The following is a 21,275-nucleotide window of genomic DNA, read 5'->3' as shown; positions in this document are numbered from 1 at the left end:
AAGTCTTCTTGATCTGCCGCCCTAACAACTACGGTAGGCGATATTTTTTTGTCTTTTCTACATAAGAGAACGCGCGCATCCACGTCTCCCCTATGATGAAGCAGAAAGAAATACGTTAACTTTTGTTAAGCCTTAAAAGCGCTGTAAACAAAAAAGCCGGCCCAAAGGGCCGGCTGAAGAGGTGTTAGCACTGTAATTGCAAGACTAATTAAAGCTCTTGTTCAGGCTCAGCACATAGCGGCGTCCGTATGGATCAATCGCATGAGGATTGTAGTAAGTAGCCCGTGAAAACCCAACAGGTCCCCCATTATCCAGACGCTTGCGCTCAATCTCGTTTTCCTGGAATACGTAGGCGTTGCTTACTGACAGGCGCAGGCGGGTTTTATCCAGCCAGCTTGGCACCTCAAACAAATCTCCCTTGCCGAAATCGTAACCCATACTAAGTGTCAGTGCAGAAGCCGCCTTAGTGGTAGCCTCTAAGGCCACAAAAGGACGCTCACCGGTTTCTTCGTCTGTAATTCGAAGCTCTTCAAGCGCGTGAGTATCCGCTTGATAAGTGGTTGTACCGGTTACACTCAACCCACGATAGTTCCAAGTTAACTGCACGGAGCCGCGATGCGCAGGCAATGGAAAGTCTTTAACTCTGCGACGGCGATCCACTGTATCCACAGTATCTACCGGCTGGGTGTAGTCATACATCTCAGTATCTTCAGTAAAGACAATACCCGCCCGAACGGAACACACATCTTCTGGTTTCCCCTCACACAGGTTTTCCCGAGTAATCAGGTTTTTCAGCGTGTAGGTATGACGCCAGGAAGCAACAAAATCACCAAAGTCTGTATCTGCACGGTAGTTAACTTCAAAGTCGATACCGGAGTTACTAACATCTCCCACATTGCGCTGACGAGCATCGAAGACAATGGGATACTCTCTTAAATCAGCACCATCAATAACGGCGTATGAAAGCCTGTAGTTGGCATTGGCATCTGCGTCTTCAGTATAGTCACCGACATCGGTCAAAAACAGCGGGTGCAGAGCCACGAACTCTGGATTCAAGTAGTCGTCAAGCCAGTTGTCCAAACCAACGCGCGGCGTTCCAATCCGGTCATAAGTGTCAGATTTACGTGCATTGACTTTAATTTTCATCCCATCGACAAACGTCGGTGTAAAGATAAAGCTCAGCGCGGTTCCAAAGTTGCGCTCTGGCCTCAACTCTTCAGAGCCACCACGCAGTGCCCTCATTGCAGCAAAAGCCGGGAATCCACTTGGCCTGGTATTATTCAAGCCCAACTCGTAAAAACTCCACTGAGTTTCAGTCGCTGATCGAACTGAAGACGGCACACGCAGTGAGTAGTTGCGGTTGAGACGAACGGTCATCCAGTCATTGACACCCCAGTTCATCCCCATAGACCAGTTATTGCCGCGCATATCTACTTTGCTATACGCCTCAGTACTGCTCGCAGCATTAACCAGGAAGCTATCAACAAATGGAATACTCATATCGCTGCTAACCAGAGGCACAGCGATCTCACCACTCAGGGTAGCGGTATCTCGCCCATAACGCTTGTCATATGCCTTCTGTATAGTACCCGAAGGGAAGAACATTCCCGACGCCCCATCTGCCTTGTCATTGGTGCCAGTAGTGAACATATAGGAAGGCAAGTCACTATTATTATTCATGGCATGACTCTCAGTCTGTCTGTACCGAGCAGCAAGACGCGCACGCACACCACCAGCAGCCGTATCAAACAAGGTGCCCTGCAGAGCTAAGTTGGCCGATTTGTTCGTACTGCGTGTACTGGTTAGAACATTCTTATCGGTAATATATTCCGCAAGCTCATCCTGAGAGCTAAAGCCCATATTAGGCTCCCAGTAACCCGGCACCGCCTCGATCAGATAGTCCTGACTACCATCATTAGGGTTTACAAATCTTGCATAACCTCTATATATCGAACTCACTGTCACAGGGCCATACAATGGGTGCTCGTAAGTATCACCAACAACCGCACCATCCACTTCAGGGGTATTGGGGTTATCCCCACGAACATTTACCATACCATCCATAAGGGTATCGTAGATGACACCCCGTGAATTAAGGCGATCATTGGTTCTGGACTCAGAGCGACTCAGCCCCCACGCCAGGCCACCACTCATATTCCACTTATCAGTCAACTCATAGTCAAATCCGGCACTGAACGAGTAATTACGAATCTCAATTTCCTGATTCTGGGTCGGAAGGTCCACTTGGAAAGCACGGCGAAAAGGGGTGCCAAACAATGTCTGATACAAGCTCCTGGTACCCAAGATATCTTGGCGATCCTGGTTACTGGTAAAGCTCTGTTTTTCTGTTTCTCTGTAACTACTGTCCAGCTTTACGCTCAGGCGATCAGACAGCTCCTGATACAGCGACATACTCAGACCATAAGTGCTGTCCTTTGGCTTTAAGCTAAAGTTCTGCAGCGGCAAATCTCCACGAGGATTGAGCAACGCCTCAGGATTCTCTGGGTCAAAATTGCTCAGATCAAAGCCATAGAGATCATCCGGAAACCCATCTTCTGGAAGGCCAATTGCAAAAATGGGCTCCCAGCCGTCGGCCTCCATCCCTGATATGCTGCGAGGCGAGTAGTACGGAATACCCCCCGTGATACCATATCTACCATTTTCAGTCCCGCCTCCCAGACGTTCACCCTCATCGTCATAGTCGCCGTCGCCATTCAAATCCTTAATAAACATCAATGCCCTGGTACTATAACTGGATACCAGGTTGCCATCTTTTGCTGGCTCCACCAGAAAGTCCGCGGCAGCGTCTGGAGTAAAAGCGATACCACGCTGAGAGCCATCAATTGGCTTCTGCCCCTGAAAATTAAAACTGGTAGTAAAGCGACCGGAGTCCCAGCCGAAAGTGTGGCCAACACTGGCATTCAATTGCTCGCCACCACCATCTTCAGTCCCAGTAAGGGTCATCGACACATTGGTTCCCTGGTAGCTCTTACGTGTGATGATATTGATTACACCACCCACAGCATCAGCGCCATAAATAGCAGCCGCACCATCAAACAAAATTTCAATACGATCAACACTGTCGATGGGGATGTTGCTGATGTCGGTAATCTCACCAAACTGACCACCTGCGGTGGGTCGCTTGCCATCAATCAGTATCAACGTATAGAGGGCACCCAGACCACGCAGGTTGGCAGAGGAGCCACCATAAACATTCTTACCAAGACCAAAGGTCTGATTTTTGAAGTCGCCAGAGCCGACATTGGTGGGGGCATTCAGGTTTTGAGGCAGCAGATTCAAAAAATCATCAAGGCGAGTCAAACCGCTGTTCTCTATATCTTCACGGGTAAAGGTAGTGGTCTGACGGGTCAGCTTGCCCGGATCCTGAATCAGGGCAGAACCGGTAACTACAATCTCTTCTACTTCCTGCGTGTCTTTTTTCTTGGCAGTAGAAGCTTCAGCGGCCTCTGCCTCACTGACCACCACACTGCTGTCATCAACAAACTTATAAACGAGCCCTGAACCGGAAAGCAGCTGCTCCAGCGCTTCACTCAGGGTAAATTCGCCCTTCAGGGAATTGAGTTTGACTCTGGAAGCCAGGCTATTCGGAATGGAAATCTGGACACCGGCACTTTCACCAAGAGCCACTAAGGCTGAGCCGGCTTTCTGGGCTTTGATATCTATAGAATATTTTTCGGTATCGGCATGGCTGCTGGCTGCTGCGATTAACAGAACCGCTGCCGCCACATTGTTCGCGAGTCGAGTTTTCTGCAATTTACTTGCTTTCATTTTCATTTACCCACCTTCTTTTGCGTTTCTATGTATAGCCAGATTCATCTGGCTTACTTGAGAGAACGCACTTGTTCCACCCCCCCCTACGGTTATGAAAATAAATTTTTAAATATTTTTTTATCGCCAATTCCAGATAGCCAAAACCCTTTTGGCCATTTATTTCACCGAAATATCAATACGGTCCACGTGATGGGTGACCACTACCTGGGCCGAAACCTCCAGTCCACTCAAAGCAGTTTTTATATTGTTGATATTGAGTGTGGAATACACTTCTATGCCCGCCAATTGGTCACCAACCAAGCGGATGGGCTTGGCCGAATAGCGATTGAGCTCTTGCACCACCACACCCAACGGCACACCCTCAAAGCTCAGCAAACCTGTACGCCAAGCTTGGCGCTTGGCGATACCAGGATCATGACGAGCACTAAGCTGTTGGGTTAGGTCTCTGAACTCAAAATAGGTTCCGGATTGAACTCGCAATGCGCCATCCGCTTTTAATTGCACCTCTTCCCCGTTCTGTGGATCCAATTCCGGGGCCAGATCGAAATCCCCCTGTCCCGGGCGATGCATGGCAACCTCACCCTCCACCAGCGCCAGCGAAAATCCTTCCGTTGTACGGTGCACATTAAATGCAGTACCCAACACGGTGATATTGCGTCCACCAACCTCAACACTGAATGGACGGGATTCATCCTTGGCAACATCAAAGTAGACCTCACCGCGATCCAGCACAATCCGACGCGCCTGATCATTCATATCCACCAGCACCTGCGATGCAGTGTTCAAAGTCAGTACACTGCCATCATCCAGGGCAATCTGTTTTTGCTCGCCGACCGTCGTAACATAACGCAAGACATTGCCAGTCGATTCCAAAGCAGACTGCCAAGGCTGCAGAATCGCCACACCAACCGCCAGCACAAGGCCAGCTGCTACGGCCAGTTTGGGCCAGTAACTTCTTGCCCCGGACACCCGATCCAATTCAGGCGTCTCATTCAGCCAAGCCTTTACCTCGGGGTCAGAGCTCAATTCAGCCGCCCACTCATCCAACCCGGCAATCAGGTGATTGACTTCAACAAATGCCTTCTCTGCAGTCTCATCCTGAAGGCGCCGATTGATCTCCAGACGCTCCGCTGCACTGGCTCTACCCGAATACAGGTGAACACTGTCCTCAATGACACTGCTGTTATCTCGCGAGTTTTTACCTTTGCCGATCATCACTCTTCACCTCGACCTTCCATCAGTGCTTTACGCAACTGGGATAAAGCCATACAAATATACTTTTCTACTGTCTTGATTGAGACTCCCATTCGATCAGCAATTTCCTGATAACTTTTCTGCTTGAATCGACTGAGAATAAAAGCCTGACGCCACAGCGGCTTCAACCCCGCCAGAACCGCCTTCACCACTTCCAGATCCTCACGTGCCAACACTAAAGACTCCGGCGAGTCCGCAGCTGGCTTTTCAGCCCGGACCTGTTGTTCTAACTGCTGCTGATAACGCATCCGCACCACTCGTCTGCGCTCCATATCAACCACCAGGCGGTTGGCTGCAGCAAACAGGTAAGACCGTGCAGACTCATTGTCGGGAGGCAACTTCTCCAACAGATCCTCCATTCGAGCCAGTCGGGCAAACACCTCCTGCACGACGTCATCGAGTTCTTCACGGCTTACACGCAAGCGCACCGTCAGGAAGGCGCTAACCGCAGATCTATGCTCATGAAACAGGCGCTCAAGCGCTTGCTCCCGAGTCTCCAGCGGGCGCCCCTGCAGGTCTACTACATTATCTTGTTTTTTTACCATGAGGGCTGAGTTGGGAACCATGGAATACACCTCTCAGTATAGACAACGCACTGCTCCCCCCTCCCCCTACGGAAACTCCTGAATTTCTTTTTGAAATGTCCAATACCAGAAATACAGGAACTGGAACCAAAACCCAGAAGTTGGTCATGTAGTAGGCAATACCCGAACAGTTTCCTGTAAATCTTCAACTGCGCACAGTGGATCTGATAACCCTGTCATAGCTCCTTTGCGTGATCTTTCTTACTGTTTGCACTAACACCACAGGAGACCATTAATGCTCAATACCATGTCACTATTCGCCAAAGCAAAGCACTGTATACAGGGCAATCTGGGCGATGAGCTGAATGATTTTCTGCGTGAGTCCGGAGCTGAGCCTTGCGATGACTTCGAACAAAGCACCAATCAGGTCAAGCTACCTATACTGGCCAGTCGCGAGAGCTACCGGTTTGCCTGGGAGGGTGTAAAGCCTGGCGAGACGGATGTTGTACAGCGCAATGGTAAGTTGCTCCAGTTCGTGGCCCACTTCCCCTATCGGAAAAAACTCTGGATGTGCAAGTTTGGCAAGCACTGGCAGGAATTGACGGACAGTCTCGAAAGCCAGTTGGGCCCCGGACACCGCATGGAAGTGGCTGGAAAGACAGGCATCCATTTTCGCCATCAGGATTTGATGGTGCTGTTAAGTTCGTACAAGTCTGGCAGGCAGTCTATTATCGAAATTAAAATAGCCAGAGAGCGATTTTGTTACTAAATCCATTTGCACTATCGAGAAAAATTTGAGAAGCAGCCCTGCCAGACAAGAGTCACTAGTCATTCTCGCGAATGCGGGAATCTATAGGTTTTAGGGTTTATACTGTGCCAGGTATGAATCACCTTGACGGTCCAGGCACTTTCATAAAAGCCATTTCGTGGTTTCATTGCCAACCGTATCAAAAACAAAAAACCCGCCTTATGGCGGGTTTTTTTGGGATGTCCTCACTGACAGTAAATTAGCTGCGAGTAATGATCTCCTTACCGTTGCGGAACTCCTGAGCACTTTTCACCGTGGCTTTCACACCACCTTTGGCACCCGGTGCAATTACGGAGACTGCGTGCGGATTTTCAATGATGATCTCATTGTACGCATCCTGGACGTCCTTCATAGTGATGTTCTTGAGCGCTTCGATCGATTTTTCTCTAGAGTCGAAGTTTGGATAGTCATCACGCAAGTCCTGCCAGAAACGGCCAACTTTTTCAGCAACGTTCTGCGGCTCTTGCATCAGCTGAGCCAGGGTGGCCTGCTTCAGTGGCTCCAACATTGCATCAGTCATACCATTCAACACCTGTTGAAATTCCGGCAGGAACTTATCGGTTGCCGCTTCTACTTCGGCAGCGCTGGCAGTCGGTGACTGCACCACGAAGATGATTCCCGGGGTACGATCGCTGCGCTTGGCACCAGCTTGAACAATGTAGCCCAGCTGCTGCTCGGTACGCAGGCTGTTGAAGTACTGCTGGTGCATGATCTGGCTCAACAGATGCAGCTTCATTCTCTCTTCGCGAGTACTTTCGCGGCCCTGGTAGTAACGAAATACTGCGGCGTCACCATGTGCCAGCTGGGAAAGGTAAACGTCAGGCTTCTCTGTCGGATTCAACTTCACAACACGCTGACCCTTAGGAATCGCTTTTTCGGTAGACTTCAAACCAAGAGTCGATTTGATCTGTTCAGCGAAGTCGCGAGATTGCTGCTCGGTAATGTTACCGGAGGTCATCATGGTCATGCGGCCTTCGCCGAACAGCCAGCTCGGAGCAGCCAACACTTTTTCAAGTGTGATGGACTCAGCCATGGCACGCACCTCTTCCACCGAATGGCTGTCAGCATCCAACAGCTCCTCAAGGTCGCGGTTAACGCCTTGGGTAGGCTGGGCCTTATCGTAATTGGCAAAGTAGCGTTTGACGTTTTCCATCATGCGGTTGAACTGGCCTTCGGTGAAGGTCGGCTTCAGAACCTGTGCCAATACCTCATCCGCAAGCTCCGGCAGTTTGTCAGAGTATCCACTGAAGCTGACACCACCCTGCCCCACACTGTAACCGACACCCGCACGATTAGCGTTGAACTTCAGCTCTTCGAGCTGCTCACCCATCATGCCAAAGTAAAGCTGGGATACCAGATCCTGCTCCAGGGTCGGACGCTCAGGACGATCAATGGCAAGTTGGACTGTGGCCTTGGGAATATTGTCCTCGATATTCGGGTAGTGCCAGATTTCCATGCCATCTGTGTTGTCCAGTTTCACCGGCTTTTCAGCGGTCTGCACATCCATCAGATCGAAGTTTTCCGGAATCAGCGGGTTCCGATCAGCCAGCTTCAGGTCACTGTACTGTGAAACGCTCCAGGACTTTACGCGCTCAGCGGTCGGCTGGTAAGTGCGGTAGTCGGCGCCGTAGAACCTGGTTTCTTTCTCAGGCACTACACTTGGTGCAGCCAGCTGAACCACCATGTTGTCCGGACGCAGTTCGGCCAACACGTTGTTAATAAGTTTGCTGTCGAAACGCTTGTATCCGGCACCCAACAGATCGCGCGGCAGGGTGTCTTGCAGAGCATTGGCAAAGCTTATTGCACCCTGCATATCCAGCGAACTGTTTTCTGCAAAACGGAAGCCCATCTCAGACAGGTTTTTGATCTCGTTGTAGCGCCACTCCTGTACACCCTCTTTCTTAACCAGAGCGACCTGGTCAAATAGTGCAGCGATGATTTCGTCTTGATGCTCCATACCCTTTTCGGTCAGGGAGACACTGATCACGAAAGTATCGGTGGTACCGTATTCCATGCCTGGACCAGCTTGAAATCTCTGAATCCAGCCCTTGGCCTTCAAACGATCACTCAGACTGTTGTCAGTCTTGGCATTCAGCATTGCTGCAACAAAGCCTACTGGATTTTCCTGATCATAGTCCTTCTGGGAAGGCATCGGGAAAGTCAGGGTCAGTGAGCGTGAGTCCTGAACTGGCTTGATCTCAATTACCTTCGGCAATTCACCCTCGGCGAACAACTCAGGGAAATTGGTTTCCGGTACATTTTCCAGTTTGGGCACGGCAGTAAACTTGGCACGGGCCAGCTGCTCCAGCTCGTCCAGTGATTTGTTGCTGACCAGAGTCAGGGTCATGATGTCTGAGCTGTAGTATGTGTTGTAGAACTCGATCAGCTCGTCACGAGCCGGACGGTCAGGTTTGTCAGACAGGGTCTCCAGGGTACCAGCGTTAAATTTATAGGCCGGATGCGCCTGATTGATGGTGTTTTCAAACACCTCCATATTGCGAATGCCATCCTTCTCGATACGGGTGTAGTACTCGGAGTGAACAGCGTTCTTTTCGCGATCCACATACTTCTCTGTGAATAGCGGGCTGATAAAGAACTGGGCGAAGCGATCCAACGCGCCTTCGTAGCCGTTGTTGTCGACCGAGAAATGGTAGTTAGTGATGTCGTAAGCGGTGTAAGCGTTGTGGCTGCCACCGTGAGAATCCAGGTACTCGTTGTATTCGGCTGACTCGGGGTACTTCTCGGTACCCAGGAACAACATGTGCTCCAGGAAGTGAGCCAGACCATCCCAGCCTTCCGGATCCTGGTAAGAACCAACGTTAACATTCAGTGACGCCAGGGATTTAACCGCCTTGTCGTCCGAAATCAGCAACGCGCGAATACCGTTGTCCAGCTCAATGTAGCGATACTCTTTTGTATCCAGAGGGAAGCTCTGCACCACATAGGCGGAGGGGTCCTCAATGCGGCTGGCATCGGCCGCCTGTTCGGATGGCGTACAAGCCGTTAACGCGCCTAACAAGGCGATAATACTGAGTTTTGTTCTCATTTCTCCTCCAAAGGTCCCCATTAAGGGGGTAAAAAATTCCTATATGAGTTGGTCATAACTGACCAACGTTCATCAAAAGCTGGTGTAGGGATAATGTTAGGGCGATCTGACCACAACAGACAAGAATAGTTTCACAGATGCTCCGGTGGTAGTGGGCGCAAAGTAATCAGCTCTAGAAGTTAAACACTTCAGCGCCACGTTTCCCCCACCAATCAAGTGGGCACAATGTAATCAGCTTTGATAAAGAACGTTTCAACGCCACACTTCCCCGAAAAAAGATCAAAAACAGCCTTATGCCCAGTTGCTTTTAATAACTATCAAGTAAATACCTGGAAAGGTGGGAGTCTCTATCGTATTGAAGCGGATTCATCCCGGGAAGATTTTTAGGGCCTGTCGACAGGCCCTAGGGAAGTTCAGTCAGATCGTCCTCACCACCATCCTCGGGAGTGGTAAGTACCGAAAAAGTGTACAGCCCAAGAACGGTTCCCAAGGGAATACTTGCCAGACTGATTGCACCGGCAATCATTGCCAATGGAAAAAAGTATCGTTTGCCTTTCAACAACATAACTCCGGCAACAATCTGTGGAACTGCCGCAACAAGGGCCAGAACCAGAGCCCAATCACCGGTAAAGGCGACAAGGCTGGAATATAGCAACGGTACGACGACCGCAACCAACACCCCCAAAGAAAGGTGTAAAACGCCCAATCGGCGCAGTTTGGCATCTCTGTCCATCACAACTCCTTAAGACAGTTTTGTCCCATTGTGCGCTTTTGCTGAAAGGATTGGCAATCCCCTGATTCTGATAACACTAATTGACACCCCACACATAGTCTGGGATGGTTGCCGTGCAGTGGAACACAATAATCAACAAATGAAGGATTAGATTATGGCAAGTCTTGGAAAATTGCTGTTGTTGTTTGGACTGGGTTCTTTTGTACTCAATTATTTTGGTTATGAGTTTGCGTTGGTTTCCTGGATAGATAATTGGGGTTATGACACCGGTATTATTATTCGTATCGCCATGGCAGTAGTAGGTGCCGCCCTGTGGTTTATGGGCAGCCGGAGCCAGCCGGAAGCCGAAGATATTGAAGCGGATGCTGAAGCCTGATATCCGCTCAGCAAAAGAAAAAGGGTGATTTTTCAATCACCCTTTTTTTATGACTATTACTTATCGCCCTTACTCTTACGAGCAGGCTTTTTATCGCCTCTGGGCGGACGCTTTCCACCTTTTGGGGGCGGAGGCGCATCTGACCATTCGCGAATCTTGATTGGTTGTTGGCGAATGCGAACTTTTTGCAGATCATTCAACAGCTCTTTAGGCATGCCGGATGGCAGATCGACCACAGTAAAGTCGTCAAACAGCTGAATTCGACCGATATAGCGACTGTCGATATCCGCTTCATTGGCAATCGCACCAACGATATCCTTAGGCATGGCACCGTCGCGACGACCCACAGCCAGACGGTAACGCACCATCTCCACTTCCGGATGCTCCTTCAGCTTCTCAGCTTGTACACCGGGCAGTTCACGGCGACCTTTGCGCTCGCCACGCTCCTGGCGCTCACCACGTTCCTGGCGATTGCCGCGCTCTGGGCGCTCGCTGCGTGGAGCCGGCTCTTTGAATTTCGGGAACAGTGGTCGCTCTTTCTGAACCTGGTAGGCCAATGCGGCAGCAATCTCTGTCATGGACAGCTGGCTGTTGTTGGCAAATTCCTGCAACAGCTCACCAAACTTATCCAGATCCTGCTGCTCGATGGTGTCCTGAATGCGAGCACTGAATTGCTCAATGCGCTGGGCGCTGACCTCTTCGCCACTTGGCAGAGTCAATTCGGCCAATTTCTGGCGAGTAACACGCTCGATGGTTTGCAACATACGGCGCTCACGAGGAGCCACAAACAGAATCGCCTTGCCGTCACGGCCAGCGCGGCCAGTACGACCAATGCGGTGTACGTAGGCTTCGGTATCGTAGGGGATATCGTAGTTGAACACATGGCTCATGCGTTCAACATCCAGACCACGGGCCGCTACGTCGGTTGCTACAACGATATCGATCTGGCCTTTCTTCAGGCGATCGATGGTGCGCTCACGCAGTTGCTGGCTTAAATCACCGTTCAGTGCAGCGGCTGCGTACCCGCGAGCTTCCAGCTTCTCCGCCAGTTCAATGGTGGTCTGCTTGGTGCGCACAAAGATGATCATCGCATCAAAGTCTTCCACTTCCAGAATGCGCGTCAACGCGTCCAGCTTCTGGTTGCCGTGTACGATCAGGTAGCGCTGTTCAATGCGCTCCACGGTGGTGGTCTTGGCGGCGATTTTCACTTCCTGGGCATCACCCAGGTATTTGCCAATAATGCGGCGAATGGCGGGCGGCATGGTGGCCGAGAAGAGTGCACGTTGCGCCTCGTCCGGCGTGTGGGACAGGATTTCATCAACATCGTCGATAAAGCCCATACGCAGCATCTCATCGGCCTCATCCAGCACCACGGCTTTCAGTTGCGACAGATTCAGGCTGCGACGACGCAGGTGGTCCATTACTCGGCCCGGTGTACCAACGACTACCTGCACACCACGATCCAGGGCACGAAGCTGGCCGCGCATATCCTGGCCACCGTAAATTGGCAGCACGCTGAAACCTTTCATGTAGCGGGCGTAGCTTTTGAACGCCTCGGCCACCTGAATTGCCAGTTCGCGGGTTGGCGCCAACACCAAAACCTGCGGAGTACGCTGTTTGGGATCAATGTTGCTCAACAGCGGCAGTGCAAATGCTGCGGTTTTACCGGTACCGGTCTGGGCGGTACCCAGCAGGTTGGCACCATTCAAAAGTACCGGAATACTTTGCGCCTGAATCGGTGAGGGCTGCTCGTAGCCCACATCTGTGATGGCTTTAAGAACGCCTTCGGAAAGGCCAAGGTCAGCGAACAGAGTGGTCTGTTCGTTGTTATTTTCGGAAGAGGACATGTATCGGATTGCTCGTTGAGGCCGTCGAAGCAAGCGCAGACCCAACTGTTGCGCGTATCCGATAGCCATGCGGGAAAAAGGGCGCGCATTATACGTGCCAGACGAATAATAAGATAGTTTATTTTTTGTACAACTGGAATTGGTGGTAAAGCCGGATCTGGGCTGGGGGTTAAATCTTCCCGATACAGTGGTCTATAACAGAGGTGCCTGCCTTGTACCCGCCTTTGCTTACCGGGAGCTGCCTCTCCCTCATATACACACAAATCGGGAGAAACAGCTCCCGGCAATCAAAGGCTGACTTTGGGAGTACGTTCGGATTTAGAGGAGGTAAGGTATTGCTGTTCAAAACCGTAGCCGGCATGGATGCCGGCTCCGAGCGTACAAGGATGTATTCACAGCGTGTTTTGAACAGCAATGCCTTGCCGGCCGCTCTGGACCGATTTGTATTGGCATTAATGAAGGCCTGTAGTAGCACCCCGCCGTTGCCTCTCGGGAGCTGCCCCTCCCTCATATACACACAAATCGGGAGAAACAGCTCCCGACAATCAAAGGCTGACTTTGGGAGTACGTCTGGATTTTGAGGAGGTAAGGTATTGCTGTTCAAAACCGTAGCCGGCATGGATGCCGGCTCCGAGCGTACAAGGATGTATTCACAGCGTGTTTTGAACAGCAATGCCTTGCCGACCGCTCTGGACTGGTTTGTATTGGCATTAATGAAGGTCTGTAGTAGCACCCCGCCTTTGCCTCTCGGGAGCCGCCTCTCCCTCATATACACACAAATCGGGAGAAACAGTTCCCGAGAGGCAAAGGTATCTTCGAGTTTTGAAAGGGAATGGGTTAGCTTTTTGCTGCTTTGGCCAGAAACCTGTCCAGTACATTCGCAAATTGCTGGCGATTGGTTTGGTCAAGTTTGGATGGGCCGCCGGTTACCTCGCCGATTGAGCGCATCTCTTCCATAAAATTGCGCATGGCAAGACGCTGGCGAATATTGGCTTTGGTGTAGTGCTCGCCTCTTGGGTTAACGGCCTCGACGCCCTTCTCCACCACTTCCGCTGCCAGCGGAATATCAGCGGTCACTACCAGATCACCCGGTGTAGCCTGCTGGACAATAAAGCTGTCCGCGACATCAAACCCCTGTGATACCTGCACAGACTTGATCCAGGCGTTAGGTGGCGTGCTTACCGCATGGTTTGCTACCAGTGTCAGTGGCACTTTGGTGCGCTGTGAAGCCCGGAACAGGATCTCTTTGATGACATTGGGACAGGCATCGGCATCAACCCATATATGCATTGTGATTCAGCTCACTTTTGAAAAGGTTATTTTAACTACTAGAATGAATTTATCTGGTTATTTTTTGTACAGTTTTTTGGTCAATTTTTAAACAAATTACTGTTCTTTGACGATAGGCTATCTTATATTTCGCGCCCTCTCCACAACCCTATACCCAAGGTAACGCCATGTCACTTTCTGAGGCTAATCAGCAGCGCCTGCAAGACTTTATTGCTCAAGCCGGTGAATACACCAAGAACTACCTCGGCTATCCGATCAGCCGGGACTTCTCGCTGGAAGAACTGTACCCGCTGCTCTCTTACCCGCTGAACAACATTGGCGACCCATTCCTTGAATCCACCCTGAAGTTTGGTAGCCGTGAATTCGAGCGGGAGGTTATCGAGTTTTTTGCCAAGTTGCTGCGCGCACCGGAAGATAACTGGTGGGGTTACGTTACCAACGGTGGCAGTGAAGGCAACCTCTACGGCCTGTACCTGGCCCGCGAATTGTATCCTAATGGCATCTGCTACTTCTCGCAGGACACGCACTACAGCGTCAGCAAAAACCTGCACCTGCTGAATACTCGCCACATCATGATCAAGTCACAAGCCAACGGCGAAATGAACTATGAGGATCTGCGTGAGACCATGCGGGTACACCGTGATGTACCGCCAATTCTGTTCGTGAACAGCGGTACCACCATGACCGAGGCTCGCGACAACCTCGACAAGATTCACCAGATTCTCGACGACCTGGCGATCACCCAGTACTACATTCACGTGGATGCGGCGCTGGCCGGTGCCATCAACCCGTTCCTGGATCCGCGCCCCAAGTTTGATTTTGCCGACGGCGCAGACAGCGTTTCCATCAGTGGCCACAAGTTTATCGGCTCACCGATTCCCTGTGGTGTGGTTATCGCCCGTAAGGACAAAGTACAGCGAATTGCCCGATCTATCTCCTACATCGGCACCATGGATACCACCATCACCGGCTCACGCAACGGCTTTACGCCGATGGTTTTGTGGCACGCCATCAACAAGTACGGCATGGAAGGGTTGCGCGAACGCGCCATGAACAGCCTGGAAATGGCTGCCTACACCGAGAAACGCCTGAAGGAAATTGGCGTCGATGCATGGCGCAATCCAAATGCGATTACTGTAGTCTTACCTCAGGTGAGCGAGAACCTGCAAAACCGCTGGCAACTTGCCACCTCAAATGGCATCTGCCACCTGATCCTGATGCCCAACACCCCCAAGGAACAGATTGATCAATTTATTGGTGAGTTGGCAGCAGAGCTGGAACAAGCCAAATCAGTAAAAGAAGAGTCTTAAAATAACGGGTAGGACTGAATGAAAAGCATAACCATCGTAAACGAAAGCTACACTGGTCTGCTGGCAGATGTCACTGACCTGCTTAACAAGCACGCCGTCAACATATCCGACATTAACGTGGAACTGCTCGGCAACACTGGCATTATTCGCCTCGAAACCGAGCAAGTTGATGCGGCTTTGCATGCGCTTACCGAGTCCAACTACCACGCGGTAGCCGAAGAGAGTGTTCTGGTTAGGCTGAAAAATCAGCCTGGCGCATTGGCTAAAATTTCTCGCCAGTTAGCGGAACAGCAAGTCGACATTCGCGGAATGAATGTCGTGGACGATGTGGATGATTTTTCCATTGTCGCCATTACCTGCAGCGACCCTGACAAGGCGCGGGAAGTGCTGTCCGACGTAGTAGTGTAGCCTTACAAGCCAGCCAACAATACCTCCTATACGGACAATGCTGTTCACTTAAGTGCTAAAGATTGATCCGTCATCCCCGCGAAAGCGGGGATCCACTGCCGGAAAATACTCAAAATAGTGGATTCCCGCCTTCGCGGGAATGACGATTTGTCCTAAATGAACCGTAGTATCCAATAGGGAAGCTTTTTTATTCCCGCTTAACGAACGCTATTTATATTTAACAGAGCAACCGTAAGGACGGGTTTTGGCCACTTTAGGTGCTTCACCCGCCATCACCGCTGGTACAGCTTCATCGATGTAATTAGTAGCTGTTTTAATCGACTCTGGACTGGCGCTGCGATCACTGTCAATTGCACCCATATATTGCAACACACCGTTGCCGTCGATCACGTACATATGAGGTGTAGTTTTAGCGGCATAGGCCTTGCCCACTGAGCCGTCGGCATCCATCAGCAGATGAGTACGGTGTACTCCCTGCTCTTTACCTAAATCCATTGCCTCTTGTCCATTCAGATACCCTTGCTTGCCTTCCGCAGAGGACAGAATACTCAGCCAAACAACGCCCTTATCAGTCCACCTCTTCTGTAACGCCTGCATATTGCCGGAACCGTAGTGCTTAACAACAAACGGGCACTGATGGTTGGTCCACTCCAGCACCACTGTTTTTCCCTGATAGTCCTTCAGGCTAACCTTTTCTCCCGACGCACTCATCAAAGTAAAATCCGGTGCCGCCTGACCAACATCCGGTGCTGCATTAACTGACAGCGGTAACAGGACAAACAGCAGACTCAACACACCACTTTTTAAGATCAAGCTTTTCATACCTTTTCCCTCTTATTTAATTGCACCATTAAAAATTATTTATCCATTGCTTCGGCACGCCCCTGCAGGGCCGTGCCATCGGATAAGCTCACTACAAAATCGAACGGTTTTTTCATATCGGTCGCGTATTCGCTGATTGGAAATCTGATTGTCATTCCTTCACCGGCGTAGGCAACTTCCGGTGCAGGGTTATAGCCAACCAGCTCAGCTGTAATTGGAAAGACATCCACCACTTTTAGGGGTGAATCAAGCTCAAGCTTAATCTGGTTATCGGCCACCTGATAACGGGCAACTCCCGGCAAGGGTTGTGGGATGTGCTGACGGGTGTCGCTAAAGATTTTGGCGTGCTTGGTTTTCATTGGCACCATTGCCGATACCGGAAGGGTCAGTTGCAGTTTGGCAGAACCCTGAATGCAACCTTCTTTACACACCAACCAACGAACAGCTGCCTCAATGGTGGCACTCTGGTCTACATTCACGGAGTCCTCAACGGATATGGGGAACATCAACAGGGTTTCGTCATAACCATAGGTGGCAATATCCGCATCCACCATACGCTTGGGAACCGGCCACTCCACTTCACCAGCAGTTAAACCTTCGGGCAGGCTCAAGGACACTTTTGGGGCCAGGCCTGCATCGCCCGGGTTTTGCCAGTACACGTGCCAGTGGTCAATGGGCTTCAGCTTTACGGCCAGCCAGGTAGTGCTGCCCGGTTGCAGCGTTTGCTGCTCGCTGACCAGCGTGACTTCAATATATTCGTCCTGATAGGCCCAGCTGGAACCAGCAGCAAGCAATACAAAAACAGCAAAAAGGATACGCCTCACAAACACTCCTCTAGAGTCTTATTTCGATAATCTAGGATGAAAGAGTAGCCGTATGGTTCCCGATTGCTGTGAGATTGATCTGCTTTTACCAAATTTTACATATTTGAAAAGACACTGGATTGCCACAGTCGCTGCGCGCCTTCGCAATGACGCTAGTGGACAATCATTTAGCCGTGATCGCGAGCGAAGCGTGGCGATCCAGCGTCTTCACAAATAACAATGATCCCCAATCAGGGCGTATGAATCCCTTTGCGCTTGGTCTGGTGTTGCTCCCGGTTCTGGTCCTTTTGGTCGGCACTTTTACGCAACATCACGTAGGTGGCACCAGAGCCACCGTGGTGCGGCTGGGCACTGTGAAAGGCCAGTACCGGCTCCAGTTCTTTGAGCCAGTAATTCACGCAGCTCTTGAGCAGTGCCGGCTTATCCCGCATCTCCCCTTTGCCATGGGTAATGATCGCCGAGCGAATGCCCAGCTCCACACAATCGCGAATAAACTCAAACACCGCGCGACGGGCCTGCTCAACATTGTGGTGGTGAAGATCGAGGCGGGCATCCAACTGGTACTTGCCGAGTCGAAGATTTTTGAACACCCCGTGCTGAACGCCGTCGCGCTTGAAGCTCAAATGATCGCCAGGTTTCACCAGTGGTATGTGTTCTTCCGATGCCAACCCGTTGCGATCCACTGAAACCACTTTCTGGGCAGCGGAGCGGCGCTCCAGTAAGCCGGGCGTGATAACTTTGGGGGCGCGTTGATCGGTTTTTTTGTCTGTTTTTAGGGGAGTTACCTCTCCGACCAGATCGCTGAAGGAAGTGAAATCGTCGTCACTCATCTGAAATACCTCGTTTACCCCACAATGTATGAAAACAGAATGCGGGGGTGTACTGCTAACAGCCACTATTGTAACCAAACAGGCTACTCAAGAGTTAAACCGGAGGTGTCTACCTCTCTCTCCTCATAGGGTTTGCGCTCTTCCGGTTTGAGCACGTCGCTACCTTCTGGCGCCAGATTCAACGCAGAGGTATCCACATTGGCATCCACTTGCGGACGCTTTTCATTGTCATTGAGGACATCAGCACCAACTGGAGCCAGCCCCCAACCAGGGCCAGGGTCTGTTTCTGCTGCCTGTTCACTTGGTACTGGTTCTGCTGAAGAAGCAGCCTCAACTGGTTTTTGAGCTGGCATCTCCGGTTTGCTGGCGCGAATCTGCACCAACGCCCCCGTCTGTTGAATGGCGTTTTGGTAACGCTCTGCAGTAGCTGAATCCAGACTCCGCCGGATCACTGACGGACGGCCACTAAACAGCCTCTCAAGCTGTTGCTCATCGGCCTTGAACAGTTCACCAAGTCGCTGGCGTACTTCCGCGAAATTTGCTCCGGGGGCAATATCCCCTCGAAAAACGATCTCGAATAACTGGTCAGACATACCGGTTACCCCCTCTATTTTTATTCATGACAGCAGACGAGCCTAACCCATTTCACTTTATTGAAATGAGGTTCTAGCCCCAAAACCGCAACCAGATCACACTACCCCACACAACTGCAAACAGCAGCAGTGCCATAAACACGGCGGCGGAGCCTAGGTCTTTGGCGTGTTTGGCAAACTCGTCAAAATCGGTACCGGTGCGATCCACAGCCGCTTCAATGGCTGAGTTGAGAAGCTCGGTAATCAGAATCAGCAGCAGCGACGCAAACATCAACAAAAACTGAGTAAGTGTCGTGGACAGGAAATAAGCCGCAGGCAGTAATGCCAACCCAAGAAACACTTCGGTGCGAAATGCCTCTTCATTTTTGAAACAGGCGCGAAGCCCCTGCAAGGAGTACCGTGTAGCACCCAGAACACGGCGTCTGAACCAGCCGGTACGATCCAGCTTTTCCAGCGCCTGCTGCATGGTTTCCCGCGCCTGCTCGGCGCGCTCACGCATCGCCTGGCGCGCGGCTTGCGAACTTTCGGTTACAGCCTGTTTGGCGGCATCCGCCCTTTCCTTAAAGTCTGGCACGCTCTCAATTGCTCCCGAGGTGAATCACGTCAATTCAGCTCTCAACACTATCACAAATATTTTGAATATAACGCTCAAAGAGAAAGTCGATATTGTCCAACACTGTCTCTTTCAGCGCCATCTCCACCGGAGTCAGTACTTTGACCAACAAAGCCGGAGTAAGTACCGAATCAAATTGCCGGGCCAGTGGACGGTAACTCAAATGCCAGGGCTCCGGTGCTATGCCGCCGCGATCAAGTCGATAAGGGCGAAAGAACTCAAACCTCTCGTCCTGCATCTGCTCATCCAGCCACCGACTCATCGGTGCAAATGGGCCGCCGTCCTGATACTCCTCGGGTACCAGCTGAAGTTGATAATCCTCAGCTACTGCGGCTCTATCCCACACATCAAAATCACTGCCCCAGTGGTGACGGGAAGCTCCCGGCAGGGCCGACCAACGCATAATGGCATGGACCAACTCCAGCGGAGACATCTTTTCCACATTCAAGGGGTTACCGTCGTAATCCAGAACCGGCCGCTCGCCACGCGCCTTGGCGTTCCAGATCGCCAACTGGCGATCAAAACTGCGAAAACCACTAGCCACCGCCAGGGTAAAACCGCACTGAGCTGCTCGCTGCTGCAACGCCATCAGGCTGGGCAGCATTTCCGAGTGCAGCTGTTGCGCTTCGCCGGGCAGTCTCGCCAGATGGCGCTGGGTCTGGCCGGTGATAATTTCGATACTGATTTCGCTCATGGCACCAGATTAACCAAATTGACTTTGTTATTCTAACCTTTCGAATTACTTAAATTTTGCCGATTGGAGCGAGCATGGATCAGGAACTCGAACAAATACAGGTGTTTTATAACACCATGACGGAGTTTTTTGCCGAGTACAGTGTGCAGATTATCGGTGCCATCATCATTCTGCTGGTCGGCTTGTGGATTGCCGGGCGCGTTGCCAAAGCGGTCGACAACCTGTGTTTGCGCAAAAATCTCGACGTTACCCTGTCTCACTTTATCGCCAGTGTAGTGAAAGCCATCATCATGATCGGCGTAGGGATTGTCTGCCTCCAAAAGCTGGGCATCAGCATCACCCCCTTTATCGCCGCAGTCGGTGCAATTTCACTGGGTGCCGGTTTAGCCGTTCAAGGCCTGCTGTCCAATTATGGTTCTGGGCTCAATATCATCATCACACGACTGTTCGTGGTGGGTGACACCATCACCGTGCAGGGCGTGACCGGATTGGTAAAAGAGGTTCGGCTGGCATATACCGTGCTGGAGGATGAAGACGAAGTCACCATCCTGGTTCCCAATCGTCATATCGTCGGCGAAATATTGCACAACTCCGGCGAGGAAAAACTGGTGGACGCCAGAATCGGCGTTGCCTACAGCTCAGATATTGAACTGGTAAAACGGATCATTACCGAGGTGATTGAAAAACACGGCGCCACCAACCGCGCCCTGAAAATCGGTATCGACGAATTTGGTGACAGCAGCATCAATATCGGCCTGCGCTACTGGGTGCCTACCGACAAATTCCACCAAACCCGCATGGCAATCAACGACGACATCTATGCCGAATTGAAACGCCACAACGTGACTATTCCGTTCCCGCAACGTGAAGTAAGGCTGTTGGATAAAGGGTAAGACGGGAGACCAATCATCGTCATTCCCGCGAAAGCGGGAATCCACATAGACTTGAATACTTATTTGGATTCCCGCTTTCGCGGGAATGACGACTTGTAGGGTGCGCCGTGCGCACCGCTCTACTTATTTCAGGTGCGTACAGCGCACCCTACTGGACTGTAGGAAAAACTACTGCGCAAACGCCAACTCGCCCTTCTCCTCCAGAGTAATCGGTGGCAAAAACTGATTCACGCTCAACTTGGTCTGCAGGGTATATGCCACCTTGCCATCATTGTTCTGAACCATATCGAAAATAAAGCGCGCACCGCCAAACAGGCTGGCACCCACTTCCATATTAATTACCTCTTCCCCAAACGCTGGTACCTCGCGGGCATTACCATTCACCCCGCTCACCACTTTGTGACCGTTCAGCTGTAGCGCGTAAGACATACCTTGCAAATGAAGTGGCTGGGTATTGGGGTTGATAATGCGAATGCCCAGCTTGAAACGCTGCTCCAAACCCTGCCCCGGAATTGGCGCAAAAGAGACCAGACGAGCCTCGGGTTCAGTGAAATTCGGTGACAACGTGGCACAGCCAGCCAATGCCAAAAACAGTAACGATAGAACTACTTTCATCTG

The 21,275-nt window shown here is 51.2% G+C and carries 19 protein-coding genes; 5 read left to right on the top strand and 14 right to left on the bottom strand.

Translation table 11 applies throughout. The features are described from left to right. Positions 1-204: 204 nt before the first annotated feature. From QP938_02040 to QP938_02030, 3 genes are all read right to left on the bottom strand, one after another. A complete protein-coding gene (locus QP938_02040) occupies positions 205-3,795 on the bottom strand; it encodes a TonB-dependent receptor plug domain-containing protein (GenBank protein ID WIO74705.1) in 3,591 nt (1,196 codons plus the stop codon). Between the two features lie 153 nt (positions 3,796-3,948). Continuing rightward, positions 3,949-5,007: a FecR domain-containing protein gene (locus QP938_02035; protein WIO75602.1), complete on the bottom strand. Its 1,059-nt coding sequence runs from the start codon at positions 5,005-5,007 to the stop codon at positions 3,949-3,951. Next, complete coding sequence (locus QP938_02030) at positions 5,007-5,612, bottom strand: sigma-70 family RNA polymerase sigma factor (GenBank protein WIO74704.1); 606 nt, start codon at positions 5,610-5,612, stop codon at positions 5,007-5,009. Before QP938_02030 ends, QP938_02035 begins: the two co-directional genes overlap by 1 nt. Positions 5,613-5,865: 253 nt before the next feature. Here QP938_02030 and QP938_02025 point away from each other — a divergent pair, with 253 nt between their 5' ends. After that, the gene (locus tag QP938_02025) at positions 5,866-6,339 is read left to right on the top strand and encodes a hypothetical protein (GenBank protein ID WIO74703.1); all 474 of its coding nucleotides are present in this window, start codon (positions 5,866-5,868) and stop codon (positions 6,337-6,339) included. Between the two features lie 238 nt (positions 6,340-6,577). Here the strand turns inward: QP938_02025 and QP938_02020 are convergent, their stop codons facing one another. Together QP938_02020 and QP938_02015 are read right to left on the bottom strand one after the other, a co-directional pair. Next, positions 6,578-9,424 carry an insulinase family protein gene (locus QP938_02020; GenBank protein WIO74702.1) on the bottom strand — a complete coding sequence of 949 codons (2,847 nt, stop codon included), beginning with the start codon at positions 9,422-9,424 and terminating at the stop codon, positions 6,578-6,580. Between the two features lie 403 nt (positions 9,425-9,827). After that, on the bottom strand, positions 9,828-10,157 hold the full coding sequence (locus tag QP938_02015; GenBank protein WIO74701.1) for a hypothetical protein: 330 nt from the start codon (positions 10,155-10,157) through the stop codon (positions 9,828-9,830). A gap of 154 nt (positions 10,158-10,311) precedes the next feature. On the opposite strand from QP938_02015, the gene QP938_02010 reads away from it, so the two are divergent. After that, positions 10,312-10,533, top strand: coding sequence for a hypothetical protein (locus QP938_02010; GenBank protein ID WIO74700.1), 222 nt, complete (start codon positions 10,312-10,314; stop codon positions 10,531-10,533). Positions 10,534-10,589: 56 nt separating this feature from the next. Here QP938_02010 and QP938_02005 read toward each other — a convergent pair whose 3' ends face one another. Together QP938_02005 and QP938_02000 are read right to left on the bottom strand one after the other, a co-directional pair. Then, positions 10,590-12,380, bottom strand: a complete 1,791-nt coding sequence (locus QP938_02005; GenBank protein ID WIO74699.1) for a DEAD/DEAH box helicase — start codon at positions 12,378-12,380, stop codon at positions 10,590-10,592. An 837-nt stretch (positions 12,381-13,217) separates the two neighbouring features. Beyond that, on the bottom strand, positions 13,218-13,670 hold the full coding sequence (locus QP938_02000) for a YaiI/YqxD family protein (protein ID WIO74698.1): 453 nt from the start codon (positions 13,668-13,670) through the stop codon (positions 13,218-13,220). Positions 13,671-13,837: 167 nt separating this feature from the next. Here QP938_02000 and QP938_01995 point away from each other — a divergent pair, with 167 nt between their 5' ends. Beyond that, positions 13,838-14,980, top strand: coding sequence for a histidine decarboxylase (locus QP938_01995; protein WIO74697.1), 1,143 nt, complete (start codon positions 13,838-13,840; stop codon positions 14,978-14,980). 18 nt (positions 14,981-14,998) lie between these two features. Further along, the gene (locus tag QP938_01990) at positions 14,999-15,388 is read left to right on the top strand and encodes a hypothetical protein (GenBank protein ID WIO74696.1); all 390 of its coding nucleotides are present in this window, start codon (positions 14,999-15,001) and stop codon (positions 15,386-15,388) included. A gap of 207 nt (positions 15,389-15,595) precedes the next feature. Here QP938_01990 and QP938_01985 read toward each other — a convergent pair whose 3' ends face one another. The 6 genes from QP938_01985 to QP938_01960 all read right to left on the bottom strand — a co-directional run bounded on the left by QP938_01985 (position 15,596) and on the right by QP938_01960 (position 19,764). Continuing rightward, positions 15,596-16,210 carry a redoxin domain-containing protein gene (locus QP938_01985; GenBank protein ID WIO74695.1) on the bottom strand — a complete coding sequence of 205 codons (615 nt, stop codon included), beginning with the start codon at positions 16,208-16,210 and terminating at the stop codon, positions 15,596-15,598. Positions 16,211-16,245: 35 nt separating this feature from the next. Then, on the bottom strand, positions 16,246-17,034 hold the full coding sequence (locus tag QP938_01980; protein ID WIO74694.1) for a protein-disulfide reductase DsbD family protein: 789 nt from the start codon (positions 17,032-17,034) through the stop codon (positions 16,246-16,248). A 230-nt stretch (positions 17,035-17,264) separates the two neighbouring features. Continuing rightward, positions 17,265-17,864 (bottom strand): DNA endonuclease SmrA, encoded by a 600-nt coding sequence (gene smrA / locus QP938_01975; protein WIO74693.1) that lies wholly within the window; start codon positions 17,862-17,864, stop codon positions 17,265-17,267. A gap of 83 nt (positions 17,865-17,947) precedes the next feature. After that, a complete protein-coding gene (locus QP938_01970; protein WIO74692.1) occupies positions 17,948-18,457 on the bottom strand; it encodes a hypothetical protein in 510 nt (169 codons plus the stop codon). Positions 18,458-18,530: 73 nt separating this feature from the next. Next, positions 18,531-19,031, bottom strand: coding sequence for a diacylglycerol kinase (locus QP938_01965; protein WIO74691.1), 501 nt, complete (start codon positions 19,029-19,031; stop codon positions 18,531-18,533). Between the two features lie 34 nt (positions 19,032-19,065). Beyond that, the gene (locus QP938_01960; protein WIO74690.1) at positions 19,066-19,764 is read right to left on the bottom strand and encodes a M15 family metallopeptidase; all 699 of its coding nucleotides are present in this window, start codon (positions 19,762-19,764) and stop codon (positions 19,066-19,068) included. A 74-nt stretch (positions 19,765-19,838) separates the two neighbouring features. Here QP938_01960 and QP938_01955 point away from each other — a divergent pair, with 74 nt between their 5' ends. Beyond that, the gene (locus QP938_01955) at positions 19,839-20,657 is read left to right on the top strand and encodes a mechanosensitive ion channel (GenBank protein WIO74689.1); all 819 of its coding nucleotides are present in this window, start codon (positions 19,839-19,841) and stop codon (positions 20,655-20,657) included. 168 nt (positions 20,658-20,825) lie between these two features. Here the strand turns inward: QP938_01955 and QP938_01950 are convergent, their stop codons facing one another. Next, the gene (locus tag QP938_01950; protein WIO74688.1) at positions 20,826-21,272 is read right to left on the bottom strand and encodes an LEA type 2 family protein; all 447 of its coding nucleotides are present in this window, start codon (positions 21,270-21,272) and stop codon (positions 20,826-20,828) included. Positions 21,273-21,275 lie beyond the last annotated feature (3 nt).

Source organism: Porticoccaceae bacterium LTM1, from assembly GCA_030252795.1.
In the GTDB taxonomy this organism is placed as follows: Bacteria; Pseudomonadota; Gammaproteobacteria; order Pseudomonadales; family Porticoccaceae; genus SCSIO-12696.
The sequence above is the reverse complement of the archived record's forward strand: the minus strand, read 5'-3'. Positions and strand labels throughout refer to the sequence as shown.